Source organism: Armatimonas sp., assembly GCF_031410135.1.
Lineage (GTDB): Bacteria > Armatimonadota > Armatimonadia > Armatimonadales > Armatimonadaceae > Armatimonas.
In genome coordinates, this window is record NZ_JANNYP010000341.1 from 1 (window position 1) to 18,959 (window position 18,959).

Consider the following 18,959-nt stretch of genomic DNA (forward strand, 5'->3'; position numbering starts at 1 on the left):
AGGAAGGTTCGATCTCCACTTCGCCAAGACATCGGCAGGTGGCTGGAAACTGGCAGGCTATGAGTACGCGCTGCTTCCCATCACCTCGAAGCTCAAGGAGGCCAAAGATGTGAAAGCCGTGGCGGATGCCTACGCCGCGCCGCTAAAGAACGGAGTCGCTGCCACGCTCCCCACACGCTTTCTGGGAGCCACGCCCGACGAGCGCATGCGCCGCACGAGCGAGGTAGTTGCTCTGGCGCTGGCGAAAGCGACGAACTCGGAGATTGGCCTGCATGTCCAGGGGGATGGCTTCTTCGATGTCTTCCGCACCGAAAAACTCACCCGCTACGATATCTGGGCCGTGATGCCCTTTAAGAATAAAGTCGCCACTCTGGCGATGACCGGCGCGGAGCTGACGGAGCTGAAGCAGAAGAACAAGGGCGTGATCCTCAGCGCCCCGGCGAGCGATCCCACGAAAATCTATACGGTGGCCGTCGTGGACTTTACCGCCATGGGCACGCTAAAAATAGACGCCAGCCGCCTGAGCGTCGGCGGCGACTTGCGTGAGGCGGTGATCGTCGGACTCGGTCGGCTGTAGCGCTCCTTTCCCACGACGACGATACTCACGGCTTGCCTTGATGCCATCGTAGGCGGTGAAGGTGAAAAGCCTAGGAAAGCATTTTCTCTCGCAATCAGCTTATAATGCGCCTGACTGAGACATGATGACAAGGCGATCAATAAATCTTTGGGTAGTAGGCACTTTTTTGTTCCTGGGAACCGAGGCGCGCGCTCAGGCACCCCATCCTAATCTCGCAACGCCGGAAAGTGCGGTGAGCAAGGCACTGATGTATCACCCTGATGTGCTCGCGGCGAGGCAGCGCGTGCTCCAAACGGAGTCACGCCTGGCAGGAGCACGCTCCCTGCCCAACCCCGAGCTGGACATTGGATACAGTAGAAATCTAGACAGTGTGGGGGCGGGCACCACGGGGCAGGATATCCAGCTCACCCAGCGGCTCAATATATTTGGACAGAGACAAGCACTCCTAGCGCAGTCCCGCTTGGAAGTTCAGGTGCCCCGCACCGAGCTTCGCCTCGTGGAGCAAGACATCGCCTACCAAGTGCGCTCTGCCTGGTTTAGCCTACAATCGGCGCAGGCGACAGCCGAGTTCACAAGACAGGCACTCGGGGTCGCGGAGACCTTTGCCCGACTTGCCGATGCCCAGTACAAGGCGGGCGATGTTCCCATTGCCAATGTACTCCGTAGCGAGTTCGAGGCGGAGAACGCGCGGCAGGCTCTGCTGGTGGCGGAGACCACTGTCAAGATACAAACCGCCACTCTCAATACCCTTCTCCAGCAGCAGCCCGATGCACCACTCTCTCTACCCGCGCTCTCGGGTACGACTCTCAAGACCTACGAGAAAGCGACCCTGCTCCGTGGCACCCCGCAACACCCTCGCGTTGTCATGGCGCAGGCGATGCTCACAGCGCAGCGAGCGGGTATTGAGGTGGCGAAGTCTGCAAACCGGCCTGAAGCAGTGGCCAGCTATGCCCACAACCAGCTCCTGAACTGGCAGCGAGGAGACAGCTACAGGATAGGCGTCGTCTTTCCCCTGCTGGATAACGGGCAGATTCGCGCTTCGGTGCGAGGGGCACAAGCGGCTACCACGGAGAAAGAAGCCAGCCTGACATCGGTGCAGCAACAAGTCACGCTAGATCTCACGACGGCGATCTATCTTCAGGAGCAAGCACGCGTGCTTGTGCCGCGCACGGGTGAGGAGCAGCTCCAGCGTGCGGTGCGACTCTACCAGCTTGCAGAGACGGGCTACCGCGAAGGGGCGACCAGCTACTTGAACGTTCTGGATGCGCTTGGCGTGCTCCGCTCCGCGTTCCAGAGCTACCTCAAAGCGCTCACCGACTACAATATCGCCGAGGCGGGGCTGGAACGCGCTTTGGGAGCAGGGCTACCCACTCCGGTGAGTACGCAGCCCATGCACTACGTCCCTCCCACACTGATACCACTAAGCCAAAGTGAGAAAAAACGATGAATGCCCTGCGCCGCCTTTTGCCGCTTGTTCTTGCCGCTGTCTTGACCGGGACGATCTTCTTTTTCTGGCGGCGGAGCCTTGCCACGCCCACCGAAGAGCCGGGTGAGCCCGAGGTTGCCAGTGTTGCGCAGGTTCAGGTGGCGGTTGCGGGGCCACGCACCCTGCATGAGACCATCGAGCTGCTCGGTGTCACGGAGCCGGAGCCCAATGCGACCACGCTGGTGAGTGCGCAGGCTGCCGGGCGTATCCGTCAGTTCTCCGTGAAAGAGGGCGATCTGGTCCAGGCGGGCCAGGTGCTTGCGGAGCTGGAGCCCGGCGAGGCCCCGTCCCTGCTTGCCCAAGCCGCACTCTCGGTGAGGCAGGAGCAGCTTAAAGTGGGGTTCTCGCAGCGCCAGGCCGAGGCGAGCCTGCGGAGTGCACAGGCGCTGGTAAAAAAAGCGGAGGGCGAGCAGCAGGCACTTCTGAGCGCAAACCAGGCGGAGATTACCAAGGCCAAGGCCATGCTTGCGACGGCGCAGCGTGAGCTGGAGCGCGTGAAGGCGGGATCACGGCCCCAGGAGCTCGCTGCCGCGCGGGCGGCTCTCACGGAGGCTGAGGCGCAGAACCAGTCGGCCCAGCTTCAGTTAAAGCGCACCAAGCGCCTCCTAGACGAGCAGGTGGTCTCCCAGAGGCAGTGGGAAGAGGCCCAAGCCACGGCGAAAGTGGCCGATGGGGTCTACCAAGAGGCGCTCCAGCAGGTGAAGCTTACCGAAGAGGGCAACCGCAAAGAGGACATTGCCGTTGCCGAGGCCCGTGTTGCGGAGGCGCAGAGTGGCGTGCAGGTGGCGGAGAGTGCACGGCTCTCCGAGGCGGGCAAGCGCGCGGAGCTGACAGCGGCGCGGGCGCAAGTGGCGAGCGCTCAGTCTGTTCTGGAACAGGCGCGAGCGGGCACCAGTGAGGTTCAGCAGAAAGAGCAGCAGCGCCAGCAGGCTCAGATCCGTGGCCAGTATCTGCATATCACGGCCCCGATCTCAGGCATCGTGGTTCGGCGCGCCGCCAATGTAGGCGATACCGCGCAGCCGGGCACCGTGCTTCTGGAGCTGGGTCAGCCGGGGCACCTGCGGTTTCGTGTGGGCATCCCTGAGACACGGCTCGCGCGACTGCGTGCCGGACAAGCGGCCACAGTGCGCTTCGATAGCCTCGCCGACAAGCCCTACGCGGCCCGTGTGAGCGGCATTGGGCAGGGCACGGATGGCAGCGGCAATGGGGTCGCGTGGCTTACGCTTCTGGGGAGCCTCGCGCGGGAGCTTCGGGTGGGGCTGAGTGGAAAGGCCAAGATCGCCCTCGCCGCAAGCGCCACCGGCGTGGTGATTCCCGCCGCCGCACTGGTCGAGGAGGAGCAAGGCGATGCGGTCGTGGTGATTGACAGCGATAGTGTCGCGCACCGTAAGAAAGTCAAAGTGGGCTTGCGCGAGGGCGACTGGGTAGCCCTCACCGACGGCCTCGCCGCTGGGGAGCGCGTGGTGACCATCGGAGCGCATGAAGTGGCCGAGGGCGGCAAAGTAAACATCGAGGCAGAGAAACCATGAATGGCCGCAAATCCCGCACACCGACAAGAGACGAGGAGGAGGCCAAAGGCCCTAAAGCCGGACGTTTACCGTCCTGGCGGGTGGAGAAAAAGTCATGAGGCTGGCGCAGTTTCTCACACGCTATGCCCGGGCGCTGCTCTTTCTGACACTGATCGCCTGTCTGTTTGGGGCGCTCTCGATCCGCACGGTACCCACGGCGATCTTCCCCCAGCTCGATATTCCGCGCATCAAGATCATGGCCGACTACGGAGACATGCCGCCGGATCGGGTGACGGTCGAGGTGACCAAGCCGCTGGAGCAGGCGCTGAGTAGCCTGCCACAGATACGACGGATTCGCTCGGTGAGCTCGCGTGGCTCGGCGGAGCTGACGGCGGACTTTCAGTGGGGAACCCCGATGCTTGCGACACTGAACCTCGCCAACACGAACCTTGCAGAGGTGCGGGCCACGCTACCTGCCGGTGTCGCGCTACGCACCCAGCTCATGCGCCCCACGGTCTTTCCTATTTTGGGGCTCAGCCTGACCTCAAAACAATCCGATCTCACGGCGCTTCAGGACTTTGCCAACTACACACTCCGCCCCGAGCTTACCAAGCTGGAGGGGGTCTCGGAAGTGCGCTTGGTCGGGGGGCATGCGCGGGAGTACGCCGTGCGGCTAGATCCCTCACGGCTCCGAGCACACGGTATCTCGGTCACCCAAGTAGAGGAGAGCATCAAGGTCAGCAACACCGTCTCCGCGGTCGGGCAGTTTGATGAGCGCTACCACCGGTTTGCCGTGCTCTCGGTGAACCAGGCCAGCGGCCCTGAAGGAATTGCGGGCGTGGTGGTGGCGGCGAAGAACCAGACGGCAGTTACGGTGGGCGATCTGGGCACGGTGACGCGCAGCTTCACGCCGGAGAATGTCGCGGTCACGGCGGCGGGCACCGATGCCGTGCTGGTCAATGTCTTGCGCCAGCCCGACGGCAACACGATGAACATCGCCCGTGATGTCCGTGCGACGCTACTGCGGCTGCGCGGGAGCCTGCCCGCCGGGACAAAAGTGGAGTACTTCTACGATCAGGCGGACCTGGTGCAGGAAGCGGTGAGCAGTGTCGGGGAGGCGATTCTGATTGGAGGAGCGCTGGCGGCATTTGTGCTGATCCTCTTTCTGGGAAACTTCCGCTCCGCCGCCGTAGTGCTCACCGTGATTCCCGCCTCGCTCCTGATCACACTGGGCCTGCTGGCGCTGCTCGGGCAGACGATCAATATCATGACGATGGGTGCGCTCGCCGTGGCGCTCGGCCTGGTCGTGGACGATGCGATTGTGGTGGTGGAGAATATCTACCGGCACCTGCAAGACGGCCTGCCGACTCAAGACGCCATGGCGCAGGCGCTCAAAGAGATCGGCCCCGCCATGGTTGCCTCGTCGCTCTCGACCATCGTCACTTTTATCCCGCTGACCCTGCTCTCCGGGATCACCGGCCAGTTCTTCGGCCCCCTCGCGCTCACGATTGTCTTGACCCTCACGGTCTCCCTGCTGCTCTCGGTTGCCATCGCCCCGATCCTCTCCGCCCACTGGCTAAAAGCAAGTGCAAGCGAGGGGAGTGAAGAGTCGCAAGGAAAATTGATGCAGCTGGTGAGTAGCCTCTACGGGCGTGTGTTAAGCGCCGTTCTGCGCAACAAGTCCGCCTTCTTCTTACTACTCATCCCCGTGCTCTTTGGCGTCTTTGTGCTCTTCACGCGCCTTGAAACCGGCTTTATGCCCGCCATGGACGAGGGCGGCTTTGTGCTGGACTACAACATGCCGCCGGGCACGTCGCTGGCCGAGACCGACCGGGTCTGTCGGCAGATTGAGGCGCGGCTATTAGAGACGCCCGAGGTGCAGGCGTACTCCCGCCGCTCTGGGGCAGCGCTGGGCTTTCACCTGACCTACCCCCACAACGGCGACTTTCTGGTGCGCCTCAAGCCTCACTCCCAGCGCAAGCGCAGCGTGGACGCCGTGATGGACGATCTGCGTGACAAACTCCATGAGGAAGTTCCGGGTATAGAGATCGAGTTTATCCAAATCCTGAAAGATCTGATCGGCGATCTTGCAGGCGCACCGGAGCCCGTCGAGGTTCGGATCTACGGCGACGATATTAAAAAACTCCAGGCGCTCGCCCCCGAAGTTGGGAAGCTCGTGAGCGCCGTCAAAGGCGTGGTGGATGAGTTCGACGGCATCACCGAGAGCGGCCCCGAGGTCGAGCTGAAAGTGGACAAAGAGAAGGCGGCGGCTTTGGGAATGACGCCCGAGTCGGTGAGTGCGGCGGTGAACACGGCGCTCTATGGGGATGTAGTGACGACGCTTGTGCAGAATGGCGAGCGGCAGGTGCCCGTGCGTGTCTGGAGCCAGGTGGGACGCCAGCAGAGCCTGAGTGATTTGCAGCAGCTCTTGGTCGTCACTCCCAGCGGTGAGTCCGTGCCGCTGGTGACCGTGGCAAGTTTGTCGCGCACGGCGGGCAGCACCGAGACCGAGCGTCAGGGCCTGCGCCCTATGGTGGCCGTCACCGCGCAGATCAGTGGCCGCGACCTGGGTAGCGTGATTGACGATGTCAAAGTCCAGCTCAAGAAGCTCAACCTTCCGCCCGGCTATATCATCGAGTACGGCGGGCTCTACGAGAGCCAGCAGGAGTCGTTTCGGCAGCTCCTCTTGATCCTGGGCATCGTGATCTTGCTGGTCTTTCTGGTGATGCTCTTCTACTTCCGTTCGTTTGAGGAGCCGATAGCGCTTTTTGGGGCCGCGATTGCCTCGCTCTCGGGTGTCGTTCTGGCGCTGACCCTCACCCACACGCCACTCAATATCGGCTCGATCACCGGGGCGGTGATGATTATCGGGATTGTTACGGAGAACGGAATCTTTCTCTTTGACTACACGCGGCAGCTTGCCAAGCGCGAGTCGCTGGCCGCGCTCTCTTTGGATGAGCTGCTGGTCTACGCCGGAAAAGTCCGCCTGCGACCCAAGCTCATGACGATCCTCACGGCCATTCTCACGCTTTTCCCGCTGGCACTCGGAATCGGGGCGGGCGCGGAGCTGCAGCGCCCCCTAGCGATTGCCGTGATCGGTGGCCTCTCGATGTCCACGCTCTTCACGCTCATTCTCGCGCCCGCCCTCTACTCCGCGCTCCGGGGGAAGCACGGGCAGGGGTACGCTACCCCACAATCACCACAGCCTTCCCCGCCGGAAGCGTGACAAGCTTGGTCTGCGCCGAGCCCTGCACCCGAACGGGGACTTTAAGCGTGTGGCTTGCAGAAAGAGTGGCACGGGTAAGCTTGCCGTTTGTCCAGGCGAGCGACTCCACCGTGATGCCACCGCGTGCCCGCAGGCCCTTGACACTTCCCTGAGGCCATGCCGCAGGCAGGGCGGGGAGCAGGTGCAGCTCATAGGCATGGCTCTGGAGAAGGCACTCGGCGATTCCCGCAGTCGCGCCGAAGTTGCCGTCTATCTGGAACGGCGGGTGCGAGTCAAAGAGATTCGGGAGCGTGCACTGGGTGAACAGCGCGGTAAGGTGGGAGTGCGCCGTGTTGCCGTCCTCGAAGCGCGCCGCGAGGCAGAGTAGCCACGCCCGGCTCCAGCCCGTGTGCCCGCCTCCGTGGGCAAGACGCGCGGTGAGTGTCTTCTTCAGCGCCTCCGCCAGCTCAGGGGTTCCTCGGAGCGTGATGGCGTTGCCCGGGTAGAACGCATACGCATGGCTAATGTGCCGGTGTCCGGGCTCGGGCTCGTCGTAGTCGTTCTGCCACTCTTGCAGCCGTCCATCGCGAGGAGAAATTTGTAGCGGGGCAAGTTTTCCTAAGGCACGCTCCAGCTCACTCTGGAAGCTGTCGTCGGTGCCGAGGAGCTGCGCCACGGCCAGGGTGTTCTCCCAGCACTCACGGATGATCTGCAGATCCATGCTCGCGCCGTAGGTGAACCAGGACTCCTCACCGTTTTTCGTGCGGAATCTATTCTCCGGCGACTGCGACGGGCACGTGGTGAGCTTTCCGTCTGGCCCCACGACAACAAAGTCCAGCAAAAACTCCGACGCACCTTTCAGAAGCGGGTAGATGCGCTTGAGATGCTTTTGCTTCTCCGGGGCGAAGCGCCAGTGCTCAAAGAGATGCTGGCAGAGCCACGCCGCGCCCATCGGCCACAGTCCCCAGATCCCATCGGCGGGTGCGACAAACCCAAAGATATCTGAGAGATGGTGCACCACCCAGCCACGCTTGAAGCCGTAGTGTTTTTGGACAAACTCTCTGCCCGGTGCAACGAGGCTCTCAATATAGTCAAAAAGCGCCTCATGGCAGTCCGAGAGGCTGGTTACTTCGGCGGGCCAGTAGTTCATCTGGAGGTTGATATTGGTGTGGTAGTCCGCGTTCCACGGCGCGTTCATGTACTCGCTCCACAGCCCCTGTAAGTTCGCGGGCAGGCTCCCCGGACGGGAGCTAGAGAGGAGTAGATAGCGCCCGTAGTGGAAGTACAGCGCCGCCAGTCCCGGATCGTCGGGTGCTGTTGTCAGTCGTTTATCCGTGGGCAGCTTCGCATGGGTGGCAGGTAGGGACAGCTCGGCACGCCGGAAGAGGCGCTGGTGTTCCGCCTGGTGGCGGGCGCTCAGCTCGGTATAGGGACGATGAAAGGCGGCGTCCAGTGTTGCCTGTGCTGTCTCCGGGTCATGCCCTTGCCAGCTCGTGCCTGCGGAGAGAAAGAGCGTGACAAGATCGGCGCTCGTGACGGTAATCACTCCTTCAGGGTTCGTGGTGACGCTCCCGCCTTCCACACGTGCCTGAACAAAATAAGCAAAGTGCATTCCCTTGCCGTCGCGCTGGATCTGACCACGTAGCGCTGCACCGTCTCGGCCCGTTGCCTTGACTTCCAGGGTCTGGTTGGGCGCATAGCCAGGCTTGCTCACGTCCCCCACCTCACCGCGTGTTAGCCGAATCTTGAGGGTCAGGCTCTCGGGCTTATCGGCACGCAGGCGAACGACAATTACATTGTCCGGGCTGCTGGCAAAGACTTCCCGCACGAAGTTCATTCCCTTGACCGAGAAGTGCGTCGTTACCGTGGCCGTATCTAAGTCTAAAGCGCGCCGGTAGCCTTTTGCGGGGCCTTCCAGAGTCTGCTCGATAAACAAGTCACCGAGAGTCTGGTAGGAGTGAATGCGCTCTGGAACCCCAAGCAGTGCTTCTTTGCAGAGCGCCTCGGCCTCTTGGTGTTTGCCCTCAAAGATCAGCTTGCGTACTTCTGGCAGCGCCGCTTTTGCCTTTGGATTGTGGCGGTCTTGCGCAGAGCCATCCCAGAGCGATTCCTCATTGAGCTGGAGCCGCTCGGTCTCCGCGTCCCCAAACACCATCGCCCCCAAGCGCCCATTGCCCACGGGAAGTGCCGCGTTCCAGTCGGCGGCGGGCTGTTCATACCAAAGAGTTGTTTCCTGCATACTGCGTTGAGTTTACCACTGCTACCCAGAGACAAGGCTACACGTCGCGAAAGACGCCCTGGCGGACGGTGACAACTCTTGCGTTTTTGACGGCATCCAGTGGGATCGGGCTGAGATCGGTGGTGGTGAGGAAAGTTTGCCCACCGGTGAGGGAGAGGGCGAAGATTTGGTTGCGACGGCTCTCGTCGAGATCCGAGAGGACATCATCCAATAAGACAATCGGTGGCTCCCCGACCGTTTCCTCGATCAGCTGCCGCTCCGCAAGCCGCAGTGCCAAAGCGACCGTGCGCTGCTGGCCCTGGGAGCCGTAGGTGCGGGCGTCTAAGAGCGTGCCGCCCGGTGGCCCGATACGAAACGTCAGATCATCGCGCTGGGGGCCAAGAGTCGTGACACCCCGTGCTGTCTCCTCACGACGGACGTTCTTTAGAGCGGCAAGAAATGCCTCAGGGACACTGACATCGGTGAGGGGGAACGATGCCTGGTAGACCACATCCAGCGTCTCAAGCCCGCCCGTCAGCGACTCCTGGATCGGACCCGCAAGTGCCGTGAGCCGCATCAGCCAGTCTCGGCGGCGCTCAATGAGCTTTGCCCCATGCTCCACGAGTGGTGCGGTCCAGGCTTCCAGCGAGGCCACATCGCCATGGCCGTGCTTGAAGTCTTTGAGGAGCCGATTGCGCCCCTCCAGCGCCTTGCGATACGCCGCCAGTGCCAGAGCGTAGCGTGGTGAGAGCTGGCTGATCTCGTAGTTGAGAAACCGGCGGCGCTCATCGGGCTCGCCCCGAATAATGTCTAAGTCCGTCGAGGCAAAGAGCACGGCGTTTAAGTGCCCCAGTAAGTCCGTCAAGCGCGGCTGCTTACTCCCCCCCAGCTTCACCAGCTTCCCCGACGTGCCTATCCCACCCGCACCGATGGCAAGCTCTAAGTCATGGGAGATATCCCCCCGCTTCTGGACCTCCGCCACGACTCGCGCCAGCGGCGCACCAAAGCGCACCAGCTCGGTATCGCGGCTTGTCCGGTGGGACTTGGTCGTCGCCAGCGTATAGAGCGACTCCAGCACGTTGGTCTTCCCCTGCGCATTGGGGCCAACCAGCACATTCAGTCCCTCTCCCGGCGAGAAATCCAAGCTGACATAGTTACGAAAATCCGTGAGTTCTAAGTGACTTACATGCACTTCTGGAACCTCAGAACGAGCGCCAAGGGCAAGCCTATCTTCTCTTTCAAGTGCCCAAATGTCACCGCGAGGCGCGTGTCTACAAGCGGCTCGGCGACGAAAGTGAGTGTCAGTCCAGCTGAATAGGCAGCATTGACATAGTCGGCGAGCGTGTGGGGGATGCGGGCGATGCGGCACTCCTGGCCCTGGAGATCGGTGAAGCGCAGGTACGGCGCACGGTCTTTGCGAAACACCGCACTCGATGCCGCACGCTCCAGAGTGAGGCCCAGCGGGTGCAACTCGGAGACCACCAACACACCGCCGGGTTTGAGAACCCGCGCGAGCTCGGCAAACGCTGTGTTCAAAGCCTCGACAAAGGTCAGGGTCAGCGCACAGACCGCCGCGTCCAGCGTGGCATCCGGGATCGGGAGATGCGTCGTCAGATCGCCCACGCCCCACTCAATCGGTAGCTCCGCCTTGTGGGACTTGCGCTGCGCCATTTCCAGCATCGCCGGGCTTAGATCCACCCCCGCCACTTTTTCCGCACCGAGGCGCATCAGCTGAACGGCATAGCGCCCCGTGCCACAGCCCACATCCGCGACCGCTTTTCCGGCCACGTTGGGCAGCGCTGCCAGGGTCTGCGTGGTCTCTAAAAGTAGTACTGGGTTGCCGGAAAGCCGTAGATCGTAGGTGTCGGCCAGCCGTGCAAAGCCCTCGGCGGGAGAAAAATAAAACGCATCGTCATCCACAGACACCATTGTACTTCAGGCAAAGCCTCTGGCAACCGAAAATGATGTTTATGAACCGCATGAACTACCCGAAAGAAAAATTTTCGTTTGAAGCCCCCGCTGGCTTTCGGCGCGTCGCCGCGCCGGGCTATCTTTGGTGCGGCCTGACAGCAGTGGGCGAGCGAATCACCGTCCAGCTCTGGAAGCGCAACACGGGCCTCACCGAGCTGAAGCCACAGTCATCGGCCCAAGTCTATGCCCACTTCCATCCCAAGCTCCCCGGAAAGACTTTCTTGCGTGGCTCCGCGGAGGGCATGCAGGTCAGCGGCGCTCCCGCGTCTTTTTCAGGGATCGAGCGCCTCCAGTACGGTAAGCCGGTTCGGAGCTACCAGATGTTGGCACTCTTTGCCGGGAACCTCTACGTCTTTGAGTACACCGCTCCCATGCCCCGTGCTGAAAAAGGCGTCGTCGCGTTCTCGCAGCTTCTGGAGTCCGTTCGCTGGACAGGCATGCTGCCTCCCGCGCCGAAGAAGTTAGAAGTGTTTATGGGGCTGGGAAGTCAACAAGGCGCGGCCAAGCCAGAGACAACTCTCGCGGAGAAGCTAGGACTACCGGGAATCCCTACGACGCGTGCGGTCTCCACCAAGGCAGGTGGCGTGCTCAACTCAGGGCTTTAGGCGCGTCGCCTTCTCCAAATGGTAGTCGGTGTGGTTTGCCAGCGCGGCAAACCACGCCCCCAGCGAGAGCTTCAGAAGTGGCATTACAGCAGAGGCGACTTTGATGCGCTTGAGATCGGCATTTGCCGTGCGCTCGACAACATGAATAAGTTTGTCGTGTGCAGTGGTGTAGCGTGGGAGAAGCATTTCTTTCTCCAGAGGCGCTTCGCTAGGCTCGAAGCCTTTTGGGACAGGGTTAGTACGTCCCCCCGGCTGTGCACCAACCATCTGGATAAACTTGCGCTCCAAAAAATTGGGCTTCCAGTCGGTGGCGTTGCCTGTGGGAATGCCACGCTCCAGCGCTTTTTCCATCTCCCCCGTGGCTTTCTCCAGCACGATCGTAATATGATCGAGCTGCATCCCCACCGACCAGGTGTCGGAGTCGGGCCGAGCATTGAGCTGCTCGTCGGTGAGATCGGTGACGAGTAGCTGGCTTGCTGTTGAAATCTTTCTTTTATCATCCTATTTTCTTGAGATAGGTGGCAATATCACCAGTAAAGCTCGGCAGTAAGATACTTGCCTGTCCGCTGGCATTGGCGCGGATCGCCTCTTCACGCAGGGGCTTGCCTGCAACCATGTCCCACCAAACAAGCTTGTAGGCACCGACTCGGAGGCCACCGAGCGTGACGGTTCCCCCGCCAGGATGGGGGCCGCTGTCCGTGCGCCGTAGCCAGAGCGCGGCACGGGTACCGTCGGACTTGGCGAGGGCGGAGACGCTCGCACCCACAGGAGCAATCGTGATTTTCCGGAGAGTCACCCAGTCCGCACCAGGATTTTCTAGCGTGAGGGTGTAGGTGCCTGCGGGAAGTGCTGCCGTCACTGTGGCATTGACCTGTGTGTCGCTCCCGCTGGCTGGCCAGGCTCTCTCCGCCATGACTTTACCGTCCTGTTTGATGAGAAGACTCCCCCCAGAGCGTGCCACAGTCTGCACCTCCACTTCGATACTTCCCGCCTGCTTCAGCGTCACGGGAAAATCGGCCTTGGGGAACATCTCGCGGTGCGCGACGCCTTGTAAGAAGCTGGGCATCTCCCCGATTCCCTCAATCGTGCCGTCGGCGCGGATGGGAAATACCGTGCGCTTGGTCTCGCCCCAGCCCTTGCCCGGCCCCGATGATGCCACGCCACCATCGGGCGTGCTGACCTCGGTGCTCACGCGGCGCAGCTCGGTCACCCCCGAGGCAGCGATAAATCCCGTCGCCGCTTTGAAGAGCCCGTACTGGTTACGGCGTTCGACCTGATCCCAGGCCCAGTACTGCGCCGCCCCCGACGCGTCCGAAAAAAGGCTGGCCCAGAGTCCCGCTTTTAAGTGCCGACCATCGTCGCCGCTGAGATCCCCCGAGGGCCCGATCTCTCCATAGAAAATCGGCTTGGTGGTGGGCTTCACGGAGAGCGCTGTGGCCGCCAGGTCAGGTGGGTAGGCGTGGGGCTGCTCGTAGTCCATTGCCGCATAGAGGTCACCGCCGGGAAGATGGGAGCTTGTCGTAACAAGATGCTGGTGGATGTCCAGCCAGCGCAGATAGGTCGCCATATCTCTGTGCCATGCCTCCACGGTCTTGGGGGCGTTCTTTGCGCCCTCCGTCCACTCCACCTCATTGAAAAGCTCCCACGCCAGAATGCTCGGGGAGTAGCCCCAGCGGGCAATGGCATAGCGGAGCTTATTTTTTGTGCGACGTCGTGCCTCCGGGTGCGTGAAAAACTCCGCCGTGGTGTTTAAGAAGCCGCCATTTTTGGCGTTCCAGGGGTTCTCCGCCCAGTTTGAGTTCACCTGAAGCGCATACGGCCCGTGGTGCTGCAAGACAAGCTGAAAGTGGATGCCATGCTTCTGCGCTGCCTCGATAATCCCATCCCAGCGACGAGCCACTGTCAGGCTCAGTGTGTCGTCTTTGGTCTCCCAGTCCAGGTTCTTGCCGTCCCAGTGGCACATCCACACCCGTGACCAGTTCTCTCCGGCGGCTCCCAGCTTAGCAAAGGCATCGGCCACATCAAAGCTGCCCGAGCGCCACGCCACGTTGTGCCCGATGGGCCAGTAAGACTTGCCATTATCGTAGGCAAAACCTAGCCCCTTGCGCTGGACAAAGTGCAGGAGCTGCCGCTGTGAGGTTGTGGCGAGCCTAGTCTTGCTCTCCATCCCGTTGTGTGTCACGCTGCCTGCCTGCCACTTTCCCTCGGCGGTCAGGCGTGCACGCCAAGTAGTCCCTCCATCGAAGAACGCAAGCTGTGTCTTAGTCTTGCCACGGGGGCCACGAAAGAGAACCCGTACATCGTTTTTCTCAGGATCAAACGAATTGCCGGTGATATTCGGCAAGAGAAACTGAGTTTCATACGTCGTCATAAAAAATAGTGTAGCCGTTTTTATCAGAATTGGCACTTCTCACCCGTTCTAGGGCTGGAGGAAACCAAAACCTATGTACCATACACGAATTCGAGAGCTTCCCACCGAGGAACGCCCTCGCGAACGACTGATCCACTACGGAGCCGATGCGCTCTCTGTCTCGGAGCTTCTGGCGATCTTGCTTCGCACCGGGACGGAAAAATACAGTGCCGTCGGGCTGGCAGATCACTTAATGGCGCAGTTTGGCAACCTGCGCGGTCTCTCGCACGCCACGATTGAGGAGCTAGCAGGAGTTCACGGGATCGGCCCGGCAAAAGCGGCACAGCTCAAGGCAGCCATTGAGCTCGGGCGGCGGCTCGTGGCGGCAAGCCCAGAGGAGCGCACCAAGATCCGCTCCCCGCGCGATGTCTATAACTTACTGGGGCCGATGCTGCGCGAAGAGAAGCGCGAGCACTTCATGGCCCTACTCTTGGACACGAAAAATGGCGTGCTCCGAAGCCGCACGGTGAGTGTTGGAGATCTCTCCAGTAGTATTGTGCACCCCCGCGAGGTTTTTTCGGAAGCCATCCGTCACGGAGCGGCGAGCCTGATTGTGGCCCACAACCACCCCTCGGGCGACCCGTCACCCAGTCCGGAAGATATCGCCGTGACCAAGCGCCTGGCGGAGGCTGGGGAGCTTCTAGGGATCGAGATCCTCGATCATATCGTCTTAGGCGACAACCGCTGGGTCTCGCTCAAAGAGAAAGGATTGTTCTAGAATTTCACGCCGAGCTTGGCCTCAGCCTTGTACTCATTGCGCTGTGCCCCAGATGCAACAGCAAGGTTCGAGGTCAGGCTTCCCCCCATGGTGAGGTTCATCGTGGAGCCGACATTGTGTGTCAGACCAAACGTGTAGACCTGCAAGCCTTTTGGGCCCGCGCCATAAAAGAACGTGTTCTTATAGGTGCCATTGAGGTTCGTATAGCGGTTGAAGCGCATTCCTAGGTTCACTTGATACTCACCAAAAGTTGCAGTGCCTGCCTTAACCGCCTCGGGGTGCTTGGCATCGTACTCGTTCATCGCATACGTGCCACCAAGCTGGATCGCCCCCAGATTGGCCGCAAGACCATACTCACGCCGTGTTAAGGCATTGATCTGATTCTGCTTGGCGGGATCTTCGGGATTAAGAGTATAGGCACCCGTTACCTGGAAACCGGAGAAAGGTCGCAGTGCGAGCTTAGCATTGGCGGTATCCAGATTTGCCGCGACATTGGGCGTGACACTTCCCAGAGCGAAGCGATCCTTGAGGTTACCGGTGAACTGAAAGGCGCTCTTATCTGTGCCTAAGGCAGCACCATACTGCGTGATACCTACCCGTGTAGTGCCATCTTCGGTAGATTGCCAAGCCCCGGTGAACTTAGTTCCGGGCATCGGCATGAGCTCCGCGCCTGTGGTGAGACTGGTGATGTTCTTCACCAGTCCTGTCTTACCGTCGGGCATGAAGGGGGTAATGACCTGATCTTTTTGCTCTGCCGAGAGAGTGACTTTAGGCGATGGCTGGAGTTTTACGCCCACACCTTGCTTTTGCTCGGTCGCCGCCCCTGTTTCAGACTGGCCTGTCGTAACCGTAATGCTAGCACCGGTTCCCTTGGCTCCTCCCACAGCCGCGAGAGAAAGAGCGGTCTCTTGCGAAACTCCCGTGGTCTTAGGATCGGGCGTGTTTGTCTCCGCCTGTGTGGTACGCACCACGGCATCCGCCGCTCCCAGCTTACTGGTTAGCTCTGCTTTATTAACGGTAACTTCGGTTTTCTTCGTTGCCGCATCCGTCTTATCATCCTCCGTGCGGGTAAAAGACAGCGCAGGGCGTTTGGGGCCATTGGCGAGCCGTAGCTGGAAGGTCGCGAGATCTGCTTCCGTTTCTTTTTTATCGGGAGCGACTTGTGTGTTCTGCTGCAGCTGATAAGCGAGATTGGCACTCCCAATCTGATGGCCTACATCGTAGCGGCTCGCCACGGCTCCAAACCAGTCTTTGTCTTCCTGCTTGCGCTCATCTTCAGAGCGGAAGAAACCGAACTTGGGCTGTTTTTTCCCGTCGCCGTAGCCAACATTGTAGCTCTGCTGCTCAATGTCAAAAATTTTCTTATCGGCGGTCACAAGATCCGCGCTGGTAGACTTCACATCTAGGCTCAGCGGTCCCAGCTGGTTCTTAAAGCCGATGATCTCACTCTCGGTCTTGGTAACTCCTGTAGCATCGGTGCGCTCTTCGCCAACTCGGGCAAGCTGGACCGTAGGCACTCCGGGTTTAGCACCCGTGTAGTTAAGGCCAAGAGTCTGCGTCTCTACTTCCACTTGTTTCTTATCGGGAGTCGCCGTGAGCACTTTCAGGGTACGCGCCACGAGATCCGCAACACTAAACTTGCCTGTCTTGAACTTACTTGCAAACTCCGCTTTATCACTGCCTGAGCCAACACGCACTCCAGCGGGGTTGATCGTGAAGTCGTTGTTGCGCGAGACGTTTACATTGGGCTGATTTTTAGGAGCATAAGCAAAGTTATAGGCCTCTTGGTAGACCTGAGTGACTTGTTTTACGTTTTTAATGTCGGTGGCAACACGGCTTTTGTTGGTCTTGGCATTGAAGGCGATGCCCCCAAACTTGCCAGCCAGATCGCCTTTTTCCACCTGTGAGCCTGTTTTAAAGCCGGTGACATCGGTCTTGGTGTCCTCGACCCGATTGAGGTTTAGAGTGGGTGCACCTTTGGCATTGAGGTTGAGACCAAGGTTCTCTTGGAGCGCACTGCTCTCTTTTTTATCCGGGCCGGTGGTGATAGCCTCGTTGCGCTTGGCGACTAGGTTGGCCCCGCCCAGCTTACCCGCGAAGTCTCCACCTTCCGTGATTGTCTCGGTGAGAAGACCTTTGGCATCGGTTTTATTTTCAGTATTGCGTAGGAGATTCGCAACAGGTGTACCTTTGGTGCCTCCCAGACGAAACCCGAGTGACTGAGCCTCCGTTGCCCCCTTGCCATTAAGATCGCGAATCTCGGTGCGCCCCACATTAAAACCAAGCCACTGCATCGGTGTCATACGTCCCGCCAGCGACATGTTCTGAACGGCATCGCCGAAGCCCAGCCCCTTACCAACACTGGAGGCGAACTGCTTACCGCTACGCAGAAATCCAAGATCCAGGCCATTTTTCGCGTTGCCCGCTGCGTAGCCGAGCTTGACTCCCAGCTTATCGGCGGCAACACCATCCATGCTGCCCTGGCCACCCGCATCGGGAGCAAAATTAAGCTGTGACGAAAACCCACCACCCAGAAGCTGGCTCTTGGAGCCGAGGTTGAGCACCATGCGGGGGCCGTTGGTATCTGCGGTGGGGAGAGCCGTCATCGAGAGGTTAGCAATTCCCAGAGCAGCTAGCGAGACGGTAAGGGGTGCCGCCGGGGTTGCATTGGGGTTTTTTGTCGCAATCCCGAGATAGTAGCCGTAGCGCACCCGGACAAGCTGTGTCCGCTTGATCGGATTCTGAAAAATGAGCTCGCCTTTCTCCACATCCAGGTTGTACATCCCCGCGCCTAGGAGCTTGCCATCCACAAATATCTGGACTGGGTTGCCCCCCCCAGACTGGAAGTTACGCCATGTCAGGATGTAGGGCCCCGGTTTGTCCTGCCCGAGAAACGTGTCGTCTGCGATCGTCGGCAGGGCGAGGTTGGTAGCGTACTTGGGAGTCTGCTGGAGCTGAAGAACACTGTTGCGCACCGGTGGTGGCGGTGGAGTCGGTTGTGGAGCCTGGGCCCATGCCGTCATACTACTGACGAGGGGCAAGACAAGCGAAAGGGCAAGGCAGAGCTGCCCTCGCGAACTTTCTCTCGTTGATCTCTCAGATGATGTCTTTTGCATGGTACTGGTGTGCATTCCTCTAGTTAAAATACTCTCGGTTGGCTTCCCCGGTTCCCTTAGACTTTATTCTACCGCCTGTGTTTCAGAATTAAACGAGAAAAGCCCACTTTCCGAAAGAAAGTAGGCTCTCAGACTCAAAGTCCTTGACGTTTTCTAGGGAACCTTAAACGCCCCAGATCGCCTTATCTTCTTCGGCAACGATAAACGGTGCCGCAGCTCCAGGCACCCAAGCCCAGACATAGACCGTATCGGCAGAGGCAATGCTCAGACCGATCAGTGTCCCTGCGGGGAGAGTTGTCTCACCCCAGGTGATATTCTCTCCGATAACACCACCCCAAATGATGTTCTCACCCCAGATGATGTTCTCACCCCAGAGTGCTTGGTCATCCACAGGAGCCGCTTTGACAGATGCCGGCATGCTGAGGGATGCGACTAAAGCACAAGCTCCCAACAAAGTTAAGATTCTTTTCATGATCTTTTTTACGACCTTTCTAATTTAACTTGATATTCTCTAACCCGAACAAGAGTTTTCAGGTGCAACCATATTGACAAACGTCGTTGATGTCCGGCTGACACCTACCGACACCAGGGTTTCCTCGAAAATGTCACCACCTGTTGGACACCTAGATAACCGTAATTATACTAGCATATCCTCGCTGCCGTCAAGTGATTAAGCGTAAAATCTTTAGGGGTATTAATACGTTTTTTACTATTTTTTGACAAAAAAAAACCGTAGAGTCTTGATGACCCTACGGTTTTAGCCTTCAACTCTCTATATCGCGAGGCGTTCACGACGTATTTCTTCCACTAACTCTTTGCTTTCCAAGTGGGGTAGCATTGCGCAGGCTAACAGTATCGGCCAAACAATGGCCTCAATACCATCCTCAAGGCCAATAGGTGAGCCTAAAATCACGGTCAATAGCTCCAGAGGGATCTCCAGCACCTGGATAAGACACATGCCCCCCACTCCCAGCAACAGTGCCAGAGCTTTTTTTGCTAGAGCACAGCGCCGGTCGCGCAGCAAGGCAAAGCCTAATCCAATATCCACACGGCGACGAATCCTTTGTGTTGCCGCTTGTACGCTGACTGTCTTAAGCATCTGTTGGTTCATTTCACTCTCCTGTACTTAGTCACTCCCTAGCAGT

At 59.6% G+C, this 18,959-nt stretch carries 14 protein-coding genes; 6 read left to right on the forward strand and 8 right to left on the reverse strand.

Going from position 1 to position 18,959, the window contains the following annotated elements:
- The 4 genes from RMO15_RS12510 to RMO15_RS12525 form a co-directional block, all read left to right on the forward strand.
- On the forward strand, positions 1-577 hold a 577-nt coding region (locus RMO15_RS12510; protein WP_309712859.1), incomplete at its 5' end, for a 5'-nucleotidase C-terminal domain-containing protein.
- Between the two features lie 166 nt (positions 578-743).
- Entirely contained in the window at positions 744-2,024 is a 1,281-nt protein-coding gene (locus RMO15_RS12515; protein ID WP_309712863.1) for a TolC family protein, read from the forward strand.
- A complete protein-coding gene (locus tag RMO15_RS12520) occupies positions 2,021-3,592 on the forward strand; it encodes an efflux RND transporter periplasmic adaptor subunit (protein ID WP_309712866.1) in 1,572 nt (523 codons plus the stop codon). Before RMO15_RS12515 ends, RMO15_RS12520 begins: the two co-directional genes overlap by 4 nt.
- A 94-nt stretch (positions 3,593-3,686) precedes the next feature.
- Entirely contained in the window at positions 3,687-6,797 is a 3,111-nt protein-coding gene (locus RMO15_RS12525) for an efflux RND transporter permease subunit (RefSeq protein WP_309712870.1), read from the forward strand.
- Here the strand turns inward: RMO15_RS12525 and RMO15_RS12530 are convergent.
- From RMO15_RS12530 to RMO15_RS12540, 3 genes are read right to left on the reverse strand one after another with little or no spacing between them, the layout of a single operon-like run.
- Positions 6,757-9,015, reverse strand: coding sequence for a glycoside hydrolase N-terminal domain-containing protein (locus RMO15_RS12530; protein ID WP_309712873.1), 2,259 nt, complete (start codon positions 9,013-9,015; stop codon positions 6,757-6,759). The genes RMO15_RS12525 and RMO15_RS12530 overlap by 41 nt on opposite strands.
- Before the next feature lie 37 nt (positions 9,016-9,052).
- Positions 9,053-10,186 (reverse strand): DNA replication/repair protein RecF, encoded by a 1,134-nt coding sequence (recF, locus tag RMO15_RS12535; RefSeq protein ID WP_309712876.1) that lies wholly within the window; start codon positions 10,184-10,186, stop codon positions 9,053-9,055.
- The gene (locus RMO15_RS12540; RefSeq protein WP_309712879.1) at positions 10,177-10,914 is read right to left on the reverse strand and encodes a class I SAM-dependent methyltransferase; all 738 of its coding nucleotides are present in this window, start codon (positions 10,912-10,914) and stop codon (positions 10,177-10,179) included. Before RMO15_RS12540 ends, recF begins: the two co-directional genes overlap by 10 nt.
- A gap of 50 nt (positions 10,915-10,964) precedes the next feature.
- Here RMO15_RS12540 and RMO15_RS12545 point away from each other — a divergent pair, with 50 nt between their 5' ends.
- Positions 10,965-11,570, forward strand: a complete 606-nt coding sequence (locus RMO15_RS12545) for a hypothetical protein (RefSeq protein ID WP_309712882.1) — start codon at positions 10,965-10,967, stop codon at positions 11,568-11,570.
- On the opposite strand, the gene RMO15_RS12550 is transcribed toward RMO15_RS12545, so the two are convergent.
- Positions 11,559-12,056 (reverse strand): DinB family protein, encoded by a 498-nt coding sequence (locus tag RMO15_RS12550; RefSeq protein WP_309712900.1) that lies wholly within the window; start codon positions 12,054-12,056, stop codon positions 11,559-11,561. The genes RMO15_RS12545 and RMO15_RS12550 overlap by 12 nt on opposite strands.
- Before the next feature lie 10 nt (positions 12,057-12,066).
- Positions 12,067-13,941 (reverse strand): hypothetical protein, encoded by a 1,875-nt coding sequence (locus RMO15_RS12555; RefSeq protein ID WP_309712885.1) that lies wholly within the window; start codon positions 13,939-13,941, stop codon positions 12,067-12,069.
- 73 nt (positions 13,942-14,014) lie between these two features.
- On the opposite strand from RMO15_RS12555, the gene radC reads away from it, so the two are divergent.
- The gene (gene radC, locus RMO15_RS12560; RefSeq protein ID WP_309712888.1) at positions 14,015-14,698 is read left to right on the forward strand and encodes a DNA repair protein RadC; all 684 of its coding nucleotides are present in this window, start codon (positions 14,015-14,017) and stop codon (positions 14,696-14,698) included.
- Here the strand turns inward: radC and RMO15_RS12565 are convergent.
- The 3 genes from RMO15_RS12565 to RMO15_RS12575 form a co-directional block, all read right to left on the reverse strand.
- The gene (locus tag RMO15_RS12565; protein WP_309712891.1) at positions 14,695-17,721 is read right to left on the reverse strand and encodes a hypothetical protein; all 3,027 of its coding nucleotides are present in this window, start codon (positions 17,719-17,721) and stop codon (positions 14,695-14,697) included. The genes radC and RMO15_RS12565 overlap by 4 nt on opposite strands.
- A 256-nt stretch (positions 17,722-17,977) precedes the next feature.
- Positions 17,978-18,286, reverse strand: coding sequence for a hypothetical protein (locus RMO15_RS12570; protein ID WP_309712894.1), 309 nt, complete (start codon positions 18,284-18,286; stop codon positions 17,978-17,980).
- Between the two features lie 300 nt (positions 18,287-18,586).
- On the reverse strand, positions 18,587-18,925 hold the full coding sequence (locus RMO15_RS12575; protein WP_309712897.1) for a hypothetical protein: 339 nt from the start codon (positions 18,923-18,925) through the stop codon (positions 18,587-18,589).
- Positions 18,926-18,959: the final 34 nt, after the last annotated feature.